At 68.0% G+C, this 19,048-nt stretch carries 19 protein-coding genes; 4 read left to right on the forward strand and 15 right to left on the reverse strand.

What is annotated here, in order from left to right:
- Positions 1–296: 296 nt before the first annotated feature.
- The 12 genes from TFU_RS14380 to TFU_RS14435 form a co-directional block, all read right to left on the reverse strand.
- On the reverse strand, positions 297–2,597 hold the full coding sequence (locus TFU_RS14380) for a PH domain-containing protein (RefSeq protein ID WP_011293310.1): 2,301 nt from the start codon (positions 2,595–2,597) through the stop codon (positions 297–299).
- 3 nt (positions 2,598–2,600) lie between these two features.
- Positions 2,601–3,167 carry a PH domain-containing protein gene (locus TFU_RS14385; protein ID WP_011293311.1) on the reverse strand — a complete coding sequence of 189 codons (567 nt, stop codon included), beginning with the start codon at positions 3,165–3,167 and terminating at the stop codon, positions 2,601–2,603.
- 91 nt (positions 3,168–3,258) lie between these two features.
- A complete protein-coding gene (locus tag TFU_RS14390; protein ID WP_049754991.1) occupies positions 3,259–3,699 on the reverse strand; it encodes a DUF3180 domain-containing protein in 441 nt (146 codons plus the stop codon).
- A gap of 53 nt (positions 3,700–3,752) precedes the next feature.
- Positions 3,753–4,277 (reverse strand): 2-amino-4-hydroxy-6-hydroxymethyldihydropteridine diphosphokinase, encoded by a 525-nt coding sequence (gene folK / locus TFU_RS14395; RefSeq protein ID WP_011293313.1) that lies wholly within the window; start codon positions 4,275–4,277, stop codon positions 3,753–3,755.
- Complete coding sequence (gene folB / locus TFU_RS14400; RefSeq protein WP_011293314.1) at positions 4,274–4,654, reverse strand: dihydroneopterin aldolase; 381 nt, start codon at positions 4,652–4,654, stop codon at positions 4,274–4,276. Before folB ends, folK begins: the two co-directional genes overlap by 4 nt.
- A complete protein-coding gene (locus tag TFU_RS14405; protein ID WP_011293315.1) occupies positions 4,651–5,088 on the reverse strand; it encodes a nuclear transport factor 2 family protein in 438 nt (145 codons plus the stop codon). The genes folB and TFU_RS14405 overlap by 4 nt, the downstream gene beginning before the upstream one ends.
- Entirely contained in the window at positions 5,085–5,939 is an 855-nt protein-coding gene (gene folP / locus TFU_RS14410; RefSeq protein WP_038044188.1) for a dihydropteroate synthase, read from the reverse strand. Before folP ends, TFU_RS14405 begins: the two co-directional genes overlap by 4 nt.
- Positions 5,940–6,107: 168 nt before the next feature.
- Positions 6,108–6,731, reverse strand: coding sequence for a GTP cyclohydrolase I FolE (folE, locus tag TFU_RS14415; protein WP_011293317.1), 624 nt, complete (start codon positions 6,729–6,731; stop codon positions 6,108–6,110).
- On the reverse strand, positions 6,724–8,772 hold the full coding sequence (ftsH, locus tag TFU_RS14420; RefSeq protein WP_011293318.1) for an ATP-dependent zinc metalloprotease FtsH: 2,049 nt from the start codon (positions 8,770–8,772) through the stop codon (positions 6,724–6,726). The genes folE and ftsH overlap by 8 nt, the downstream gene beginning before the upstream one ends.
- A gap of 342 nt (positions 8,773–9,114) precedes the next feature.
- On the reverse strand, positions 9,115–9,669 hold the full coding sequence (gene hpt / locus TFU_RS14425; protein ID WP_011293319.1) for a hypoxanthine phosphoribosyltransferase: 555 nt from the start codon (positions 9,667–9,669) through the stop codon (positions 9,115–9,117).
- Between the two features lie 161 nt (positions 9,670–9,830).
- Complete coding sequence (gene tilS / locus TFU_RS14430; RefSeq protein WP_011293320.1) at positions 9,831–10,805, reverse strand: tRNA lysidine(34) synthetase TilS; 975 nt, start codon at positions 10,803–10,805, stop codon at positions 9,831–9,833.
- An 18-nt stretch (positions 10,806–10,823) separates the two neighbouring features.
- Positions 10,824–11,927, reverse strand: coding sequence for a zinc-dependent metalloprotease (locus tag TFU_RS14435; RefSeq protein ID WP_041428253.1), 1,104 nt, complete (start codon positions 11,925–11,927; stop codon positions 10,824–10,826).
- A gap of 179 nt (positions 11,928–12,106) precedes the next feature.
- Here TFU_RS14435 and TFU_RS14440 point away from each other — a divergent pair, with 179 nt between their 5' ends.
- Complete coding sequence (locus TFU_RS14440) at positions 12,107–12,508, forward strand: hypothetical protein (protein WP_016189362.1); 402 nt, start codon at positions 12,107–12,109, stop codon at positions 12,506–12,508.
- Here TFU_RS14440 and TFU_RS14445 read toward each other — a convergent pair.
- The gene (locus TFU_RS14445; RefSeq protein WP_011293323.1) at positions 12,498–13,037 is read right to left on the reverse strand and encodes a hypothetical protein; all 540 of its coding nucleotides are present in this window, start codon (positions 13,035–13,037) and stop codon (positions 12,498–12,500) included. The two genes, TFU_RS14440 and TFU_RS14445, sit on opposite strands and share 11 nt — an antisense overlap.
- A 536-nt stretch (positions 13,038–13,573) precedes the next feature.
- Here TFU_RS14445 and TFU_RS14450 point away from each other — a divergent pair.
- A complete protein-coding gene (locus TFU_RS14450) occupies positions 13,574–14,239 on the forward strand; it encodes a hypothetical protein (RefSeq protein ID WP_011293324.1) in 666 nt (221 codons plus the stop codon).
- Positions 14,240–14,835: 596 nt separating this feature from the next.
- On the opposite strand, the gene TFU_RS14455 is transcribed toward TFU_RS14450, so the two are convergent.
- Positions 14,836–15,351: an inorganic diphosphatase gene (locus TFU_RS14455; RefSeq protein ID WP_011293325.1), complete on the reverse strand. Its 516-nt coding sequence runs from the start codon at positions 15,349–15,351 to the stop codon at positions 14,836–14,838.
- A gap of 80 nt (positions 15,352–15,431) precedes the next feature.
- Between TFU_RS14455 and dacB the strand changes: the two genes are divergently transcribed.
- Positions 15,432–16,826 carry a D-alanyl-D-alanine carboxypeptidase/D-alanyl-D-alanine endopeptidase gene (dacB, locus tag TFU_RS14460; protein WP_011293326.1) on the forward strand — a complete coding sequence of 465 codons (1,395 nt, stop codon included), beginning with the start codon at positions 15,432–15,434 and terminating at the stop codon, positions 16,824–16,826.
- Positions 16,827–16,887: 61 nt separating this feature from the next.
- Here dacB and TFU_RS14465 read toward each other — a convergent pair whose 3' ends face one another.
- Entirely contained in the window at positions 16,888–17,229 is a 342-nt protein-coding gene (locus TFU_RS14465; protein WP_011293327.1) for a hypothetical protein, read from the reverse strand.
- 511 nt (positions 17,230–17,740) lie between these two features.
- Between TFU_RS14465 and TFU_RS14470 the strand changes: the two genes are divergently transcribed.
- The gene (locus TFU_RS14470) at positions 17,741–19,033 is read left to right on the forward strand and encodes an MFS transporter (RefSeq protein WP_011293328.1); all 1,293 of its coding nucleotides are present in this window, start codon (positions 17,741–17,743) and stop codon (positions 19,031–19,033) included.
- The last annotated feature ends 15 nt before the right edge of the window (positions 19,034–19,048 follow it).

A 19,048-nucleotide genomic window follows, 5' to 3' on the forward strand; every position in this document is an offset into this window, starting at 1 on the left:
CCGACCCATTGACGATGGGTGTTGTGGCGAACACTTGGTGTGTTCGGGCTCCATCTAGCCACATCTTCCGCCGCTTTGTGGCCCATTTCGCGAATGTGAATAACTAAGCGAATCCATTCAGTGACTGTTTGTGGCTGACATGTCGTGATTTGGTACCGAAAAACTCCACACCACCACCCCGTTTGTGTGCCATAGATCACTTTCCGCTGGTGGGGCGGTTACTGGGCTCCTGATGCGAAATCCCCGTCCCTGTCGGGCTTTCCGGGGCGTGCCCCGCCGCACGCGGGCAGCAAACTTCAGACCGGTTCCCCTCGAATGGCCCACCGCTCGGGCCCTCCGGTCTGGGCACGGGCCTGCCGCGCCAGTGCCGTAATCCGGTCCAGTGTTTCCCGCGCCTCCGCCAGCTCAAGCTCCGGGGCACGACCACTCACCGGACCGGCCGGGACCTCCACTTCGACGACAGCGGTACCGCGCCGCTGCTCCAACGGCCCCATCCGCAGCCGCACCGCCTGGATCCGCGCATACGGCACGACCTCCACGATCCGGCAGAACCTGCCGCGTCGGACCACGAACAGCGCGTCGTCCATGCCCAGCTCCTCGGAGCTGCCTTCCCGCGCCCCTGGGCGGAACCGGACCGTGTCCAACCCATTCCCGGGCAGGAAACCGCGCAGCAGCTCGTAGGCGAGCGCTCGAGGCACCACCGGCAGCAGCGTCGTCGAGTCGACCTGCCGCTGCCCTGCGTACCCGGCGATGTTCGCCTCGACCCGCACCACCTGCAGCCACCGCCACAGCAGCGGCTCGACGATACGCACTGCCTGCACCCGCCCCGGCGGCACCGTCTGCATCCGCGCCTGGAACACCCCGTAGCGCACGCGCAGCCCGTCCGGGGAGAGCGAAGCGTAGAAGTCGATGTAGCGCAGCAGCGGCCCCACGAAACCGTGGACCAGCCCGAGCAGGAGCGGCACCGCCCCACCCAGCACGCCCGGCTCGTCGAACGCCCACCCCACCGCAATCAGCGCCCCGAACAGGGCGAAAGCCACCAAAACCGGGATGCGGAACGTGAGCGCGCCGATGAGCAGTGAGAACCGGAGCTGGTACAGCGGCATCTCCGGGGCTTCCGGGAGGTGCTCTGACAGCCCGGCCGCGGCCGCCAAGAGGGCCGCGCGCAACCGTTCCGCCTTCCGCCGGCCGAGATAGCGCAGCCGGACTTCGCCGTGGTCTCCCCCCGCAACCTCGACCCGCAGCTCAGAAAGCCCGACGACCTGCATGAACAGGGGGCGGACCACGTCTACGGCCTGGAGGCGGCTCAACGGGACTTCCCGGACGCGCTGCCGGAACGGGCCGGTGCGCAGGATGAGACGCTCCTCGTGCACTTCGAAACGGGTGTAGTACCAGGACACCACGGACACCATGAGCGACCCCAACGCCACCACCAGCAGCGCCAGCAGGAGCCAGCCGATCCCCAGCGGAAGCAGCAGCGGTCCGGGAAGCGCCAGGAACACGAGCGTGACGATCGCGGCGTTGAGGACGACCGTGGCCCCGTGCAGCCGGTGGGAGCCGGCCGTGATGTCCTCCGTTGCCCCGGTGGGCATGCTGAGCTTAGGCTGCGGCCATGTCCACCCCGGACCGAAAGACGGCGGGGCGAACACCGGCGCCCCCTGCGGCGGCGGTACAGGGCTGTGGGGGCCGCTCCACGGCGCGGAGGCAGGCGGCCTCCCCCACGGGCCGGGGTGCTGCGCCGGACCAGGGTGGGGAGGGTACGCCCCCGCAGGCGGGGGCGGTGTCCGGTGCCCCGGCGCCCAGAACGGTCCGGGAGGCGACACCGGGGGAACGTACGGACGTCCCTGGGTGATCGACGTCGCTGGGAACGCGGGCGCGTGGGCGGGCGCGAAACGCGGCGCCCCCGGGTGGCGGGGCGGTTCGGCCCGCTGCTCGGCTCCCGGCTGCGGGGAGGCGGCCGGAGGATGGTGGCTGCCGGGACTGGCAGCGGTTGCGGACGGCGCCTGTGCCTGGCGGACCGCGGGCGTCCCCCACAGCGGGGTGCGTCCCCGCTGCGGCGGGGCTGGAGGCGGGCTGGGCGGCGGGGGCGGGTCAGGCGTCGCCTGCTCCCGGTCGGACGCCGCCGCATCCTCGCCGGCGTCGGGCTGTTGCGGCCGCTGAGCCGGGCTGGCAGGCCCCTCTTCCGGGGAACGCCAGGAAATCCGTCCCGCGGCATCGCGAAGCTCGGAGAACGTCCACGCCGCGATCGGCCCGGCGGTCTGGTCCTCGTCTTCGTCGTACTCGTTGGGCGCGGTCACCTCGCGCAGCGGAGGCGCGTCCACGGGGGACAACCGGTCTTCGGAAACGCTGCTCCCCGCATCGGTGGACTCGCCGCTCGCCTCCTGGGGCGGATCCAGTGGTTCCGGTTCCGGCAGCGGCTCTTCGGTGTCGACGCTGTCCTCACCAGCCGGGTCGACCTCCGGAAGCGGCTCGGGAACCGGCAGGTCGCCCTCGTCCCCCAGGTGGGTGTCCTGGTCCCAGGCACGGTATTTGTGGTCCTGGTCTGCTGTGCTCTCCTGTGGCCGCTGTGCCTTCGGGTCGTGTCGTGGATCAGTCACGACTCACAGCCCCGTAGGGAAGGTCTCACCGCGTTCAGCCAGCCGGTCCCGCAGCGCGGCGGCATCCACCAACCGCAACCCGGGGATGCGCATGTCAGCGGTGCTCGCGGCCGTCCGCACCTGGACCGTCGCGATCCCCAGAGCCTGCTCCAGCAGGTTGGCGGTGATGTCCACTACCTGGATCCGGCCGTACGGGATGACCAGCAACTGCCGGATCACCGTGCCGAACGTCAGATAGAAGTCGCTGTCCCCCTCGGCGTACCCCCACGATAACCTGGTCCGTTCCGCGGTGGCCCAGGAAACCACCATGGCGAGCAGGACTAGGGCGGCCACGGCCGCCCCCACCGCCCAGTGCAGCCACATGCCTACGGCAGTACCACCCAGGGCAGCGACCGGGACGGCGAGCAGCGCCGCGAGAATCCTGCGGTACCGGGTGAACGCCGGATCCAACCGGTGCCACTCGGATCCCACGGGTGCGGCGAACGCCCGCTCCAGGGGAGACCCCGGCTCCTTCGGCAGCACGGGGGCCGCCAATCGCGGCATCTTGGATGATTCGGCGAAGTCCACCATTCCAGTCAACCACCCCCGAACGGGCCAACCCCTGCACTGAGCGATAAATTACTCACCGTCTGTCGGTCAAACCGGTCGTGGAAGAGCTCTGCTACCCACTGACCTGGTTGTTTTCATTGCTGTCCGGTGGCACGCGGCAGGCGTACTCCAAAAACACCGCGGCAAGCACCAGCAGCAGTCCCGACAAGGCGGTACCGCCCGCAATAAGGGCGTCCGCTCGGGCGTGCGGACTGTGCAGCCACTCCAGCAGCGCCACAGCAAACCCGGTGAACCCCCCGCAGGCGAGCGCACCGAGCAGCACACTGGCTTTCGCGAACGCCAGCAGCCGCGCCGCGCTGAGCGGCTCGATAGGCTCCGTCCCTGGTTCCCCGCGGATCCGGCGGCGCACCTGAACCGCTGTGATCAACTCCCCGAGCGCCAGCAGCGCCAGCGTAGGAATCGCCGTCCACGGCAGCAGCACCAGGCTGGAGTAGGTTTCCCGCACCACCAGAAACACGATGGTCCCGGTGACCGCGGCAACCGCCAGCGGCATCCGCCAGCCGGTAGGACGTATCCGGCCGTTGCGGCCGTTGTCGCTCGGGGAACTCACCGTGGCACCCGCAATACCAGGTCGTCGCGTCGCCGCACTTCCTGGTCGGCTACCCCCGCGAGCAGGTCGCGGACGGCTCCCCGCCCAGGAAGGACAGCGGCAGGGTCGATGTCGGCCCACGGGCGCAGCACGAAAGCGCGCTCATGAGCGCGGGGGTGCGGCAAGGTCAACTCCGGGTCGGTGCGGACCAGCGCCGCATAGTCGATGATGTCCACGTCCAAGGTGCGCGGCCCCCAGCGCACGTCGCGGACCCGGTGGAACTCTTTTTCCACCTGCTGGGCGCGGGCCAGCAGCGCCTCCGGGGCGAGCACGGTTTCCGCCACCGCTACCGCGTTGAGGTAGTCGTCCTGTTCCGGGCCGCCCACTGGAGCCGTCTCGTAGACCGGGGACACGGCCAGCAGTCGCAGCGCATCGGGGTCAGCGAGCGCATCGAGCGCGCCCTGCAGCGCGGCCAGGCGGTCCCCCAGGTTGCTGCCCAACGCCAGCACCACGCGGCTGGCCTTGCTCCAGTCGGTACTCACCCGCGCCTCCGGGAAATGGTGACGGACACGTCGTCGAACCGGTGTTGGATCGGCGCTTCAGGCTTGTGCACCGTGACGTCGACCGCCACCACCCGGGGGTCGGTCAGGCACACGTCGGCGAGCCGCTGGGCAAGCGTCTCGATCAGGTTCACGGGCTCGCCCTCAATCACGTCGACCAGGCGGCTGCTCAGTTCGCCGTAGTCGACCGTGTCCGTGAGGCTGTCAGTCCGCGCGGCCGGACGCGTGTCCACACCCAAGACCACGTCCACGACGAACTCCTGCCCCTCGTGCCGTTCGAAGTCGAACACCCCGTGCCGGCCCCGGGCCCGGAGCCCGCGTATCGCGATCCGATCCAACGGTTCGAACGTCTCAGTCATGCGCCCTCGAGGTCCTCTTGGAGGATCACTGGCGAAGCGTGGTGCGACCACATCCGCCAGCCCTGCTCGGTCTCCACGAACAGGTTGGTAGCCACCACCCGGCCGCCCGCAACGAACCCGGGCTCGTCGTCCTCAGCGGTCAGCACGTTCTCCTCGCAGGTGACCATGGCGATCGTGCCGCTGACTCCCACGTGGGTTCCGGTGAGCACGTACTGGATGTACGGGATGTTTGCCATGACCAGCGACCAGGCCCGCATGATCTCGGCGCGTCCCCGCAGCATCGGCCAGCCCGGGTTGACGCAGACAAGGTCGGGAGCCTGCCCTTCTTCAGCCCACACGCGGTCCATGAGATCGATGTCGCCGGTTTCGATGGCCTGGTAGAAGTCAGCGTTGACCGCGGCCACCCGCTCCTCGATCTCTTGCCGGGACCTCACTGGCCGCCCCGCACCCGGGGGATCTCGGCGCGCCCGTCGATGAGGGCGGTCCCGCCGCTCCGCCACGCTTGGGCGACGCGCACCGCGTCCGCGTTGGGGCGCACCTCGTGGACGCGGACCGCCCAGGCGCCGTGGAACGCAGCCAACGCGGTCACGGCGACCGTGGCGTCGTCGCACTCCGTGAAACTGCGCGGGTTGCCGTCCGCGTCGCTGAGCAGCCGCCCTAAGAAGCGTTTGCGGGATCCGCCGATGAGGATCGGGCGGCCCAGCTGGGCGAAGCGGTCCAGGTGCGCCAACAGCGCCCAGTTGTGCCCCTTCTCCGGGCTTTTCGCGAACCCCAGCCCAGGGTCGATGATGATCTGGCCCGGGTCGACCCCCTCATCAACCACGGCCGTCATGCGCTGCTCCAGCTCGTCGTAGACCTCTTGCACGACGTCGGTGTACACGGCGCGTTTCTGCATGTCATGACTATGCCCACGCCAGTGCATCAATACATAGGAGACACCGGTGGACGCTACGAGGCGGGCCATCGCCGGGTCCGCCATCCCCCCGCTGACGTCGTTGACGAGCACCGCGCCCGCGTCCACGGCCGCCGCGGCGACCTCCGCGCGCATGGTGTCAACGCTGACGACGACTCCCTGCCGGGCCAGTTCGGTGACCACCGGCAGCACCCGGCGCAGCTCCTCGTCCGCGGGGACCCGCTGCGCACCGGGCTGTGTGGACTCGCCGCCCACATCGACGATGTCCGCGCCCTCCCCGACCATCCGCAGACCGTGCTCGATCGCCCGACCAGCGTCGAACCATCGGCCACCGTCGGAGAACGAGTCAGGGGTGACGTTGACGACCCCCATCACCAGGCAGCGTTCTTCGACCGGAAGACCGGGAAGTTCCTTTGTCGTCGCCATAGTCGTCAGCCTACAGATTTCCCGCCAGCGTCCAGGTTTTCTGGCCTTCTCCCCGGTATCTCCCCGGTCGTGCCCGGGGCGCGGGTCAAGTTTCCCTCAAGGAAACAGCGGAGCTCACCGGCGTCCCAGGATGAGGTCCATCGCCTCGGCGCGGGTCTTGTAGCTCTCCCGGAACGCGCCGCGCACCGCGGACGTCACGGTTTTCGCCCCCGGTTTCCGCACACCGCGCATGGTCATGCACAGGTGCTCGGCTTCGACGACCACGATGACGCCGCGCGGCTCCAACCGCTCCATCAACGCGTCTGCGACCTGCGACGTCAACCGCTCCTGCACTTGGGGGCGGCGGGCGTAGATGTCGACGAGACGGGCCAGTTTGGACAGTCCGGTGATCCGGCCGTCCGTGTTGGGGATGTACCCCACGTGCGCAGCCCCGTAGAAGGGGACAAGGTGGTGCTCGCACGTGGAGTACAACTCGATGTCCTTGACCAGCACCATCTCTTCGTGGTTGGCCTCGAACACCGTGGTCAGCACGTCCTCGGGGCGCTGGCTGAGCCCAGCGAACTGCTCCGCGAAGGCCCGTGCGACCCGGGCCGGGGTCTCCACGAGACCGTCCCGATCCGGGTCCTCGCCGATAGCCAGCAGGATTTCCCGCACCGCTTTCTCGATCCGCGGCTGGTCGATCCCCGCGGGGGCGAGACCCGCGTCGGTATCACCAACCCGGTATTCGTACTCAGTCACGGTCTGCTCCAGGATTGGCGTCTCCCGGACCGGCCTTGCGGTCGTGCTTCTGTTCCCAGCTCAGTTCGCCGGCGGTGTTCGCCTGTCCGTTGCTGCCCCCGACGAGGTCTTCCACGTCCTTGGGGCCCATCAGGGCGAGCTCCTTGGGGGTGAGGACCGGCGGCTTGTCTGAGGGGATCCGCTTGCCGTACCCCTTGTAGGAGCCGCGGGACGGGCGTTTACGCACCGGGGCGAAGATCTCCAGGACCTCCTCCTTGGACAGGGTCTCCTTGTCCAGCAGCTGGAGCACCAGCTCGTCGAGGACGTCCCGGTATTCGACGAGGATCTCCCACGCTTCGTCGTGGGCGGCTTCGATAAGGCGGCGCACTTCCTCGTCGATGAGGGCCGCGATCTCCTCGGAGTATTCGCGGCTGTGCGCCATCTCCCGGCCCAGGAACGGTTCGGTGTTGCTGTTGCCGAACTTGCGGGCACCGAGCCGTTCACTCATGCCGTACTCGGTGACCATGCTGCGGGCCAGGTTGGTGGCCTTCTCGATGTCGTTGGCCGCGCCGGTGGTGGGCTCGTGGAAGACCAGCTCCTCGGCGGCACGTCCACCCAGCATCATGGCCAACTGGTCCATCATCTCGGAACGCGAGGTGAGGAATTTGTCCTCGGTCGGCAGCGACATGGTGTAGCCGAGGGCACGGCCGCGCGGCAGGATGGTGACCTTGTGCACCGGGTCGGCGTTCGGCAGAGCGTGGCCCACCAGGGCGTGCCCGCCCTCGTGGTAGGCGATGATCTTCTTCTCCGCCTCGGACATGACGCGGCTCTTGCGCTCCGGCCCCGCGATGACGCGGTCGATGGCCTCCTCCAAGGTGGCCATGTCGATCTGCTGCTTGCCGCGGCGGGCCGTCAGCAGGGCCCCCTCGTTGATCACGTTGGCCAGGTCGGCACCGGTGAACCCGGGGGTGCGCCGGGCGATGACGTCGAGGTCGACGTCGGGGCCGAGCGGCTTGCCTTGGGCGTGCACCCGGAGAATGCCTTTGCGGCCCTCCAGGTCGGGACGGTCCACGACAATCTGCCGGTCGAAACGGCCGGGGCGCAGCAGCGCCGGGTCGAGGATGTCCGGACGGTTCGTCGCGGCGATCAGGATGACCCCGCCCCGGGAGTCGAAGCCGTCCATTTCCACGAGCAACTGGTTGAGGGTCTGCTCGCGTTCGTCGTGGCCGCCGCCCATGCCGGCGCCGCGGTGGCGGCCAACCGCGTCGATCTCGTCGATGAAGATGATCGCGGGGGCGTTGGCCTTGGCCTGCTCGAACAGGTCGCGGACCCGGGAGGCGCCCACACCGACGAACATTTCGACGAAGTCCGAACCGGAGATGGAGTAGAACGGCACTCCCGCTTCGCCTGCGACAGCCCGGGCCAGCAGGGTCTTACCGGTACCGGGCGGACCATACAGGAGCACACCTTTGGGGATCTTGGCGCCCAGGCTCTGGAACTTCCCCGGGTTCTGCAGGAAGTCCTTGATCTCCTTGAGCTCTTCGATCGCCTCGTCTGCTCCCGCCACGTCAGCGAAGGTGGTCTTGGGAGTGTCTTTGGAGATCAGCTTTGCCCGAGACTTGCCGAAGTTCATGACCCGGGAGCCGCCGCCTTGCATCTGGTTCATGATGAAGAAGAAGACGGCGATGACCAGCAGGAGCGGCAGGAAGCTGAAGAGCAGGGATAGCCAGATGTTGTCGCCGGGAACCTCGACGTCGTACGCCTCCAGGTTGCCGCCCTGGTTGGCGCGGAGAGCTTCGGCCAGCTCAGCGCCCTGGCCGTCCACCCAGTAAGCCTCATACAGCTTGCCGTCAACGGTGGTCAGCTCGATGCGCTGGTCCTTGTCAATGATCTTGGCATCCCTGACCTGGTCCTGCTCGATCAGGGTGAAGACCTTCGACGTGTCGGTCTTGACGTGTTCGGGTCCACTGCCCCATCCCATGAACTGGGAGGTCACCAGGAGCATGAGCAGGATGGCAATGAACCACAGCCACGGTCCACGGTACAAACGCTTCAGATTCATCGATACGGAACCCCGCCGGGCCCGTCCCTTCTAACAGCGGTCCCTCCGAATACCGCCAGAGGTGTCGGTTGCGTCGGCGGTCCGGGGCGACGATCCGCTGTCGTACCGGACCGTGCCGCGCGACACGGCACCTCATGCCGACCGCCGGAAGCGGGACCTGTCGGACATGTGCTCCCTACAATGATGCCGGGATAATCGACGGTACACCCAGCCCCTGCCGGATCACTCAGGTGATGCGGCAGCGCGCCGGAGTTGTCCCGTCATGGACGCAACGCTCAACGGCGCCTCCGTTGTTCCCGCCCCGGGTCGCTTCCGGAACGAGACCTGCCTCTCAGCCGCGAATCAGTCGTCGTACACGTGCGGGGCGAGAGTCGCGATGAACGGCAGGTTGCGGTACTTCTCGGCGTAGTCCAGGCCGTATCCGACGATGAACTCGTTGGGCAGGTCGAAGCCGACGTATTTGACGTCCAGGTCGACGTTGAACGCCATCGGCTTGCGCACCATGGTGCAGATCTCCACCGACGCCGGGTGTCGCGATTTGAGGTTGCCGACCAGCCAGGACAGGGTGAGCCCGGAGTCGATGACGTCTTCGACGATCAGCACATTGCGCCCCTGGATGTCGGTGTCCAGGTCTTTGAGGATGCGGACGACACCGGAGGAGGTGGTCCCCGCCCCGTAGGAGGAGACCGCCATCCAGTCCATCTCACAGGGGTGGTGAAGTTCGCGGGCCAGGTCGGCCATCACCATGACCGCGCCCTTGAGGACACCGACGAGCAGCAAGTCCTTTCCTGCGTAGTCGGCGTCGATTTCGGCTGCCAACTCCCGGGTGCGGGTCCTGATCTGTTCCTCGGTGACCAGGATTTTGTCCAGGGCGGAGCCCATGTCCTTCGCGTCCACGCTTCAGGTCCTCGCTGCTCAGACGGGGAGTTCTTGCTGGATTCAAGGATAAACGGACCAAACGTCGGCATTTTCGTCCCCCTCCGGACAGGAGGAGCGTACCGATTCGGACAGTACTCCGTCGCACCGTACCGTGCACAACTCTCCCTGCCGGCGGCCGCTCAGTCAGCGGAGACGATGATCTGCCCGTCGTGTCTTCGGCCCCGCCGGGCTCCGGGAAGGTCGACGTGGCTCTGCCCCCGCCACTCGGTGACGAGCCGGTCCAACGCGAAGACGTGCTCCGCGGTGAGGGCGCCCGCGGGGCATCCCGCGGCTAGGGCGATGCGGCGCAGCAGGCGGGTGCGGATCGCGCGCGGCAGGCCCGCCAGTCCGGCGGCGTCCAAGGCGGTCGGCCCCCGTCCCACCTGCTGCTGGGCCTGGTCGGCCCACGCATCAAGGGCATCGGCGTCGTCGCGCAGCAGGGTGGCGGTCCGCGCGAGGGCTTCGGTGATCCCCGGCCCCAGGACGCGTTCCAATACGGGCAGGGCCTCGTGGCGGACCCGGGAGCGGGTGTAGGCGGGGTCGGTGTTATGCGGGTCGGACCAGGGTTCGAAACCCATGAGCGACGCCGCTTCGTGGACGGTGCGCCGGTCCACGTCCAGGAACGGGCGCAGATAGCGGCCGGTGCGGGTGGCCATGGCCGCCAGTGAACGCGCCCCGGATCCGCGGGCGAGCCGCAAGAGCACGGTCTCGGCCTGGTCGTCGCGGGTGTGCCCCAGCAGCACCGCGGCTGCCTGGTGGACGTCGGCGGTTTTCTCCAGGGCCGCGTACCGGGCGCTGCGGGCCGCGGCTTCCGGTCCCCCCGCCGTGCCGACGGTCACCGAGACCCGTTCCACGGGGTCGAAGCCGAGGTTACGGAGGAGCGCTGCCACAGTGTCGGCGCGTTCCGCTGAGCCTTCCTGGAGTCCGTGGTCGACGGTGACCCCGCCAGCGCGCAGGCCGAGGCGGGGGGCGACGAAGGCGGTGGCTCCCGCGAGCGCCAGCGAGTCAGGGCCGCCGCTGCAGGCCACGAGCACCAGACTGCCGGCGGGCAGGTCCCGCAGCGCGCGGCGTACCGCGGTGCGCACCAGCGCGACAGGAGGCGGCGGTCCGCTCACACGTGCTCCTGTTCGTGGTTACTCGGTTTCGGGCTCCTCGCCTGGGGTGAGCGGGAGCGGCGGGTGGAGGACGCGGGTGATCCATGCCTGCGGGTCGCGGATCTCCGCCAGGGTGGGCAGGGTGTCGGGCGACTCCCAGACCCGGTTGAAGTTCGCCATGCCGACGCGGGCCACCACGGTGCGCACGAAGGCCGCGCCTTCCTCGTACTGCTTCAGTTTCAGGTCGAGGCCGAGCAGTTGCCGGATGGCTTTGTCGATGCGGTTTCCGCCGTGGCGGCGACGCTGGAAGCGGCGCCGGATCTCGGCGACGCTCGGCACCACTTGCGGACCGACCGCGTCCATCACGTAGTCGCCGTGGCCTTCAGCCAGGGTCATGACCGCGGTGATGCGGTCGAGGATCTCACTCTGTTCTTCGGTTTGGAAGATGTCGATGAGGTTGGCTTCGTTGCCGCGGATCACCTCGGCGACGGCTTCCCCTACCGCGCGCAGCCGTTCCACGAAGTCGCCGGCGCTCAGGTGGGAGGCGCGCAGGTAGTCGGTGATGAGTTGCTGCACGTAGCCGCGCAGCCACGGGTTGGCGGTGAACTGGGTGCGGTGGGTTTCTTCGTGCAGGCACACCCACAGGCGGAAGTCGTGCGGGTCGACGTCGAGTTCCTGCTCTGCCTGCACGATGTTGGGCGCTACGAGGGTGAGGCGGCCGGTGGGGGCTTTTCCTTCAGGGTCGGGCGGCAGGAACAGTTCGTACTGGCCGAGGACTCGGCCGGCGAGGTAGGCGAGGACCGCGCCCAGTTGCGCCCCGGTGACCCGGGAGCCAACCGCCGTGGTGATGGTGCCCACCGGGGAGCTGCTGAGCGTGGAGGGGCCGAGGGCCTCGAGGACCGGGTCGAGGACGACCCGGAAACCGTCGACGTTCGCCCTGATCCACCCCGGGCGGTCGACGATGGTGGCGGGGCCCGCCGGTTCGAGACTGGTCAACCCCGTGAAATCACGCACATGGGTCTGTGCGATCACGGAGAGTTCTCGCAGTTGGGCCACTGCTTGCCGGGCCTCAGCGAGACTGATGTTCGGACCGGGCCGCACGAGGCGCACACCGGTGTTGACAGCTACGTCCCAGTCGATCAAAGTCACCTTTTCACCGTACCCACTGGGTCCCCGCTCATTAGGGATCAGCGAGTATTTCGGGGTTTTCTCCACGGACGCCTGTGGTGTTGCGGAGCGTGACCGCTGCGAGGCCGGGTCTTGTACGCCGGGGAAGCCTTTTGTCACGCTTGCGCTATCGAACTGGTGTTCGAATAACGGTTATGCTTGGCGGCATGGCCGAACGACGGTTGCCTGAGGAGTGGCCCGCGGGGGTGCACCCTTATTGGGCTGAGGATTTTCCGCAGAGCGCGGCGGAGTGGCTGCTGGGCCTGCTTCCCGCCGACTACCGAATCCACGGGGTGCTGCGCAGGTATCCGGCGGCGCTGTCCGCGCTGGCGGTGCGCTATGTGCGGGCGGAACTGGCCGCGGCCCGGGAAGGGTACCGGGCCGCCCCGGACGACCTGGTCGGTCTCCTGCCCCGGGCCGCGGTGGAGCAGGTCAGGGAGGTCTACCGCGCGGAGGGCAGCCGCCTTGCGCGCACGCTCCGCGCAGTCGAAGCCGTTGATCGCGCCTTGCGCTCCATCAGTCCTGGACCGTCCGGTGAATCCCAGGTCAGGCAGTGACCCGCACCACGACGGCGGGTTCGGAGCCGGTGTTGACGAGCTGGCGGCCGTCTACTCCGCCGAGCACTCGGGTGCGGCCCGCTACCAGTTCTTGCACCGCCAGCAGCCGACCGTCGCTTCCGATGATCACCGCGTGCATCCGGCCGTGGACCACCAGCAGCACATCACCGTGCACGGGGGCGGTCGGGCGGGCGGCAGGCAGGGTGACGAATCCGTTGGGGGCCAGCGCTACCACGCTCATCCGCATTCGTCCAGGCACCCGCTGCCGCACCGGGCGCGGGGGACGCTGCCACTGGCCGTACTGCCGCGGCCACAGCTCGGGCTGGGCGAGGAGTGCGGCGGCGCGCCGGGCCGCGGTGGTCAACTGGCCCACGGTCGGCACCGCGCGGGCCGCGAGATGCGCGTAGCCGCTAGCTTCGCCGGCCATCACGATGTCCCCGATCCCTTCCGGGGAAACGGTGATCGTTTCGTTGCGTTCCGTGACGGACGTAGTGGACGAAGCGGAAACAGTGGGCATACCGGAGAACATGGGCGGTGGTCCTTCGTGAAGTTCAGTCAGCCCCCGCAATGCCGAGCGGGGTGCGATCAGGCAGAGAAATGGCTCACGGGAGCCCGGTTCGCGCGAGGATGCATGAGAAGACGCACGCGGGAGAGCCGCCGCACGAGGGCTCTGCAACCGCGGTGCGGATCAGTCGATCAACAACAACACGAAGGAACCCGACACAGCGCACTGGCCACCCGCTGGAAGACCACTGGGGCCTGACGAGCGAGAGCTGTGTGGAACATGACCGTGCGCGTACGCATGTGGTTAAGCAGATCAACCTTGGGGTGCGATGTCAAGTCACAGGCGGCGAGCTGGAAAAGTGTCTCCTTGAGGCCTGGAATCGCCGCACCCGGCCTGTTTACGGAGAAGTTGTGTTTTTGGAGGGGCTAATGGTGACATTGGGCTTTGCCGAAAAGACTGATGTTGGGGTTGCGTAGGCACCGCAGCCGGACAGCGAGAGCGCTCCACCCGCCGGGACCGCCCCTCGGCTTTCGGGATCCACACCGGAGGTGAGACACCACGTGGGATATGGCGGAAACTCGCACACCGAGAACCTCAGGACCGTGGCGGTCGTCCCCGATTCCCTAGGCGCCCAGGTCACACGCTTCGCGATCCGGTCCCTCGTCGCCGTGGCCTCGGGGGTGATGGCCGCCGGATTCCTCGGCTGGCGGGCAGGCGCCCTGGTCGCGGTACTGGTCGCGCTCAGCTACCTGCTGTCCGCCACTCTCGCCCCTCACCTGCGCGCCCCGTGGGGAAGGGGCCGCCTGCTGCGTGCCTTGCACCGCAACGGTTACCACGTGGTCCCCTGTGACCAGTCCCGCCATGTGGCGATCGGCGCGGGAGGTGTCTACCTGCTGGAGACCCGGACGTGGCGGCACGTGGTCTCCCGGGACGGCGACACGATCATGCTGGGCACGCTGCCTGCACGGCGTGCCGCGGAGCGGATCAGCGCTCACGCGGCCCGTTTGGAACGCTCCCTGCACTTGGCGGAGAACTGGCCGGGAGTCAAAGTGACCCCGGTGATCACGGCTGCCGGACGCATGCCGGAACCGGTACTCCACGTGGGCCGCACGATCATCACCCGGCCCCGACAGGTGGTGGAGTACCTCTTGGCGCAGCCGACCATCCTCGACCCCCAGGATGTGACCGGTATCGCCCAGCGTTTCACTGCGTGCCCCGTCCCCTAGCGGGTCTGTCTGCCCGCCGGGCGCGGCCGTGCGGAACCGCGGTGCGGCCCGGACCGGCTTTCTCGGCAGGGGCACCGCACGCCACGGCGGTTTCCCCTGCCGGAGGAGTGCCGCGTGTCCCGGCCAGGAGACCCGTGGCTGGACAAGCCGTGCGCACCGCTCGGCTCTCCCTCCAGTGCGGTGCGCCCCGCGAACGGGGCCTACCCAGCAGCCCTGCACCGGGTAGCGGGACAGCCCGTGTTCCCCTCCCGTCGGGCTCCCCGCATGGTCCGTGTCAGGAAGCTGAGTGGAACGGTCGCCCCGGAAGCAGACGGCGCGCGCCAACCGCGCGGCCCGGGGCAACCAGTGCAGTCCACGGGGATTCCGCTGCCGATCACGGTCCGGCGCCCGGGTTTCCCTGGTCCGGGCTGATCGCTGAAGTCCGTACGAAGGTGGCGCTGGCCGCTGCGGCGGTGCATGGCATCGCCCGCCTGGACGTGTGCGGAGGGTCTGGTGTCCGTGGCCTGCCGGTCCGGTGGTCCAACCGTGGGGTGAGGCGTCTGTCAGGACCGGTGGCCTTGTGTCGCGACGACCGCGCCACCGCCGTCGGCTCCGGATCAGTCCAGTTTGAAGTACGCGCCGTGCTGCTGCCCGCTCTCGGCGGCGCGCTTGATGGAGTTCTTGATCTCCTGTTCCGCTTCGTGCCGGCCGACCCAGATGGCGCCTTCCACTGACTTGCCCGGCTCCAGGTCCTTGTAGACGGTGAAGAAGTGCTGGATCTCCAGCCGCTCAAACTCATTTACGTGATGAATATCACGCAAATGTTCCATGCGGGGGTCCGTCGCGGGGACACAGAGAACTTTGTCGTCTCCCCCGGCTTCGTCACGCATGCGGAACATGCCGATGGCGCGGCATCGGATCATGCAACCGGGGAAGGTGGGCTGCTTGAGCAGCACGAGGGCGTCCAACGGGTCACCGTCGTCACCCAGGGTGCCTTCGATGAAACCGTAGTCGGCAGGGTAACTGGTCGAGGTGAACAGCATGCGATCCAGCCGGATACGGCCGGTCTCATGGTCCATCTCGTACTTGTTTCGCTCTCCCTTAGGGATTTCGATCGTGACGTCGAATTCCATACTGTTCTCGGCTCCCCTGACGACTAATGTCGCCATAGTTCACAAGTTTTCGCGACGCCGACGGAAGGCAGGTACCGGGAGTGCGGAACGATCGACTCTGGGCTCTCCTCACCTTGGCCTTGCTCACCCTATTTGTGCTGACCACCGGCCTGGTCGCCCGCGACGTCATCGCCGCGCGCCCACCCGAGACCGTGCCTGTTCCCGTCGCGGTCGCAGAGGCGGTGCCTCTTCCGGACGCCGCGAATGCCGAGACCGTGGATCCGGCCCGACTCGCGGATAAGCTTGATGATCCCATGTCGCAGTCGGGCATCGGTGAGGGGCTCTCCGCATATGTCATCGACGCCGAGACCCACCAGGAACTCTACGCCCGCGATGCCGACGAAGGACTGGTGCCCGCCTCCACCACGAAAGTCGTCACCTCGGTGGCGGCGCTGCACGTGCTCGGCCCGGACGCGCAGATCCACACGGACGTCGTCCAGGGGGCTTCGCCGGAAGAGATCGTTCTGGTCGGCGGCGGCGACCCCACTTTGACCGAGAACGCCGACCCGCACCGCTACCCCCGGCTGGCCAGTCTCGAAGAGCTCGCCGAGCAGACCGCGGCGGCCCTGTCGGAGGCGGGGGTGACCGCGGTGCGGCTGGGCTATGACACGTCGGCTTATGCGGGTGAGCCGCTCGGCCCGGGCTGGAAGCAGGGCTACATCGACGAGGGCAGCACCGCATCGGTGCACGCCCTGATGGTGGACTGCGGGTTGGCCCGGGTCATCGACGAGTGCGGGCGGATCGACATCCCCGTGGAGAGCAAGTACGGTCCGCGGGTGGCTGATCCGCCGTTGGCGGCGGCGGAAGCGTTCGCCCGCAAACTGGATGAGGCCGGAATCAGTGTGCTGGAAACCCCGCAGCCGACCCAGGCGCCTGCGGGCGCGGAACTGCTGGCCCGGGTGTCGTCTCCACCGATTTCCGCGCTGGTGGAGAAGACCCTGATGGACAGTGACAACAATGTCGCGGAGGCGCTGGCCCGCCAGGTGGCGATCGCGCAGGGGGAGGAGCCCAGTTTTGCGGGCGCGGCCCGAGCAGTGATGGCGGTGATGGACGAGCTGGGTGTGGCGGGTGTGCAGGTCAGTGACGGCAGCGGCCTGTCGGTGGACACCCGGATCACTAGCAAGGCGTTGGCGACGCTTCTGGTGTTGGCCGCTGATCCGGAGCGGCCCGAGCTCTACCCGGTCCTTTCCGGGTTGCCGACCGCGCACAGCACGGGAAGTCTGAGCGCCCGGTACGCGCCGGAGAGCGATGCGGCCTCAGGTGCGGGGCTGGTCCGCGCCAAGACTGGAACTCTCAACGGGGTCAGTTCGCTGGCGGGAACCATTTACACCGCTCAAGGCCGTCTCCTGGTGTTCGCGTTTGTCGCAAACCATCCGAGCGCGACGGGGGCAGCCCTTGACCGTCTTGCCGCGGCCGTCGCGGAATGCGGGTGTTGAGCGTCGAAGTGTGCGGGACCGCAGGCCAGGGAGGGCTTGGTCTTCGGGGGGAGGAGCGGTTCTAGGCCGCGGTGGAGAGTCGGGGGGCGAACATCGCGTTGAGGAGGGCGGCTGCGCCGGAAGGATCGTTGGCGGGGTGGGTGACCGTTGCTCCGTTTTTGTCGCTCCAGATGAACTTGCCGTCACAACACCACACGTTGAGTCCGCAACGGGTGGAGATGAAGGCCACGTCCGAGGAGCCTGCCTGGTACCAGGGTTCGGCCCAGGTTTCGCGGAGTTCGACGAAGAGCGCTTCTACCGAACGGTCGGCGCGAAACCCGTGCCGAGGGAGACGCCGGATTCGAGCAGATTCCGCAAGTTTCGCCCGATAAGTCCGCGGATTGTTCAGACGTGGATGACTCAAGGTTTCTCCTGCTGGCTGGCGTAGTCGCCGCTGCGCTGCGGCACTCCTTCCCCTCTTCAGCGGCCACTGGCTGTGCCCGCCCGGTCGTCTCGCCTCCAGATGGCGGACAACCCGAGGACCACCCTTCTTTACGAGGAACAGATCTCTCCGTTACCTCTTAGTGATCCTCGAAACCGGGATGCTAGCAGCATCTCCCCCGCCACTGGAGCTACTTTGAGCTGTAGGCCATGTCACATTGTGATCTTCTTGCAACCATGACATGGTGTGTTTTTTGCCCAATCATTGCCTGATTTGCACCTTTCAGGCGCTGCCGCACACCCGTTGCTCCCGCCAGCAGCCAGGATCACCCACCTGGACCCGCAAGGCTCCCCTGCCTTCTGTCCCGCGCTGAGTCCCGCACCCGTGTATCCCGCTCTTCCGCATACCGGCCGCGTTTTCGGGGAGCTCCACCGAGGCTGAGGGTGACCGGAGGAGTACGATCAGCGCTGTTTTGGGCGCGAACAGGAGAATGATGACTCTGGAACCACCCCTGCGAAAAAACAGAGAAAGATCCGATCATGGGATCGATTCGGGAGGAGGCGAGCCTTCCGGCGGTCTCCGCGCCTGGCTGGTCTGGGGCACCGCCGCCACCGTCTACCTCCTCGCCATGTTCCATCGCAACGGGATGAGCGCGGCCGCCCTCCACGCCCAGGAACGCTTCGACATCGGTCCGGCCCTGCTCTCCACGCTACCGATGGTCCAGTTGGTGATCTACGTCCTGCTCCAGATCCCCTCCGGACTGCTCGCCGACCGGCTAGGACCGCGACGCTCGCTGCTCATCAGCCTGGGCGTCATGGCCGCAGGCACGGTCCTGTTCGCCGTCGCCCCTGACGCGCCCACTGCCATCGCGGGACGCATCCTCATCGGCGCAGGCGACTCCCTGGTCTTCCTCAACACCATCCGGCTCGCCGCCCTGTGGTTCCCCCGACGGCACTACAGCCTGGTCAGTGCGCTCACCGGCCTCGCTGGCGGCCTCGGCCAGCTCGTCAGCGCCGCCCCGCTGTCCGCCCTGCTGACCGCCTTCGGCTGGGAAGTCTCCTTCCTCAGCGCAGGAGCGGTGAACCTCGTCGTCGGCGCGCTCGTGCTGCTGGTGATCCGCGATCGCCCCGACGGCCGCCGCGCCCAGACGCACGCCCTCCTGTCGATGCGGGAAAGCCTGGCCGAAGCCCTGTCGCACCGGGGCCCCCGCGTCGGCATGGCCGCCCACGCCGTCATCATGGTGCCGTTCACCGTGCTCGGCGTGCTGTGGGGCTATCCCCTGCTCGAAGAGGGCTACGGGCTTTCCTCGCACACCACCGGCGTGCTGTTGACCGGGGCGATGCTCCTGCCCATGTCCCTCGTCCCGTTCCTGGGACGCATCCCCGGGCACTACCCGCGCGCCCGCAAGCCGATGGGACTGGGTTTGGCGTGGACCGTCACCCTGGTCTGGCTCGGTGTCGTGCTGTGGCCGGGCGGGCTGCCGCCGCTGCCAGTCATCGCGGGGGTGATCCTGGTGAGCGCTTTCGCCTCGGTGCTGGCCCCGTCGATCTCGTTCGACTACGCCCGGGACGGGCTGCCAGAGCAGCGCACCGGTGCCGCCTCCGGCCTCGTCAACATGAGCGGCTTCACCTCGGTGATGCTGGGCGTGGTGGGCGCGGGCATCGTGCTCGACCTCGGCCTGTCGTTCCAGGCCGCGTTCGTGCCCATGACACTGCTCTGCCTGGTGGCATCGACCGCAATGACGCTGCTTCTCCGGAACAGGCGGAGTCGTGCCGCTAAGAAATAGCGCCCCAGCGCTGCG

The organism is Thermobifida fusca YX (genome assembly GCF_000012405.1).
In the GTDB taxonomy this organism is placed as follows: Bacteria; Actinomycetota; Actinomycetes; order Streptosporangiales; family Streptosporangiaceae; genus Thermobifida; species Thermobifida fusca.